Genomic DNA, 238 nt, shown 5'->3' with positions numbered 1-238 from the left:
TCCGCGAACACCCGGTTCAGAGCCATCGCGCGCGGCCTGTCCCCGGCCAGCGGGTGCCCGGCGATGGCCCCCATCGTGGGGCCCGCGATCACCGGCAGCTGCGTCGGCAGCTCACCGTCGATATCGAACAGGTAGCCTTCCCCGTCCTGCTTGGCCAGCAGCTCGCGCATCGGCCCCTGGGTCACGATCGGGCCGTGGTGGCGGATCGGCAGGTGGCGGCACAGGTGCTCGGCCGCTT

At 72.3% G+C, this 238-nt stretch carries 1 pseudogene; it reads right to left on the bottom strand.

What is annotated here, in order from left to right:
• A pseudogene (locus tag ACQG3P_RS23185) lies at positions 1-238 on the bottom strand (ABC transporter ATP-binding protein); the annotation flags it as partial.

The organism is Stenotrophomonas sp. SrG (genome assembly GCF_050031795.1).
GTDB classification, from domain to species: domain Bacteria; phylum Pseudomonadota; class Gammaproteobacteria; order Xanthomonadales; family Xanthomonadaceae; genus Stenotrophomonas; species Stenotrophomonas rhizophila_A.
The sequence above is the reverse complement of the archived record's forward strand: the minus strand, read 5'-3'. Positions and strand labels throughout refer to the sequence as shown.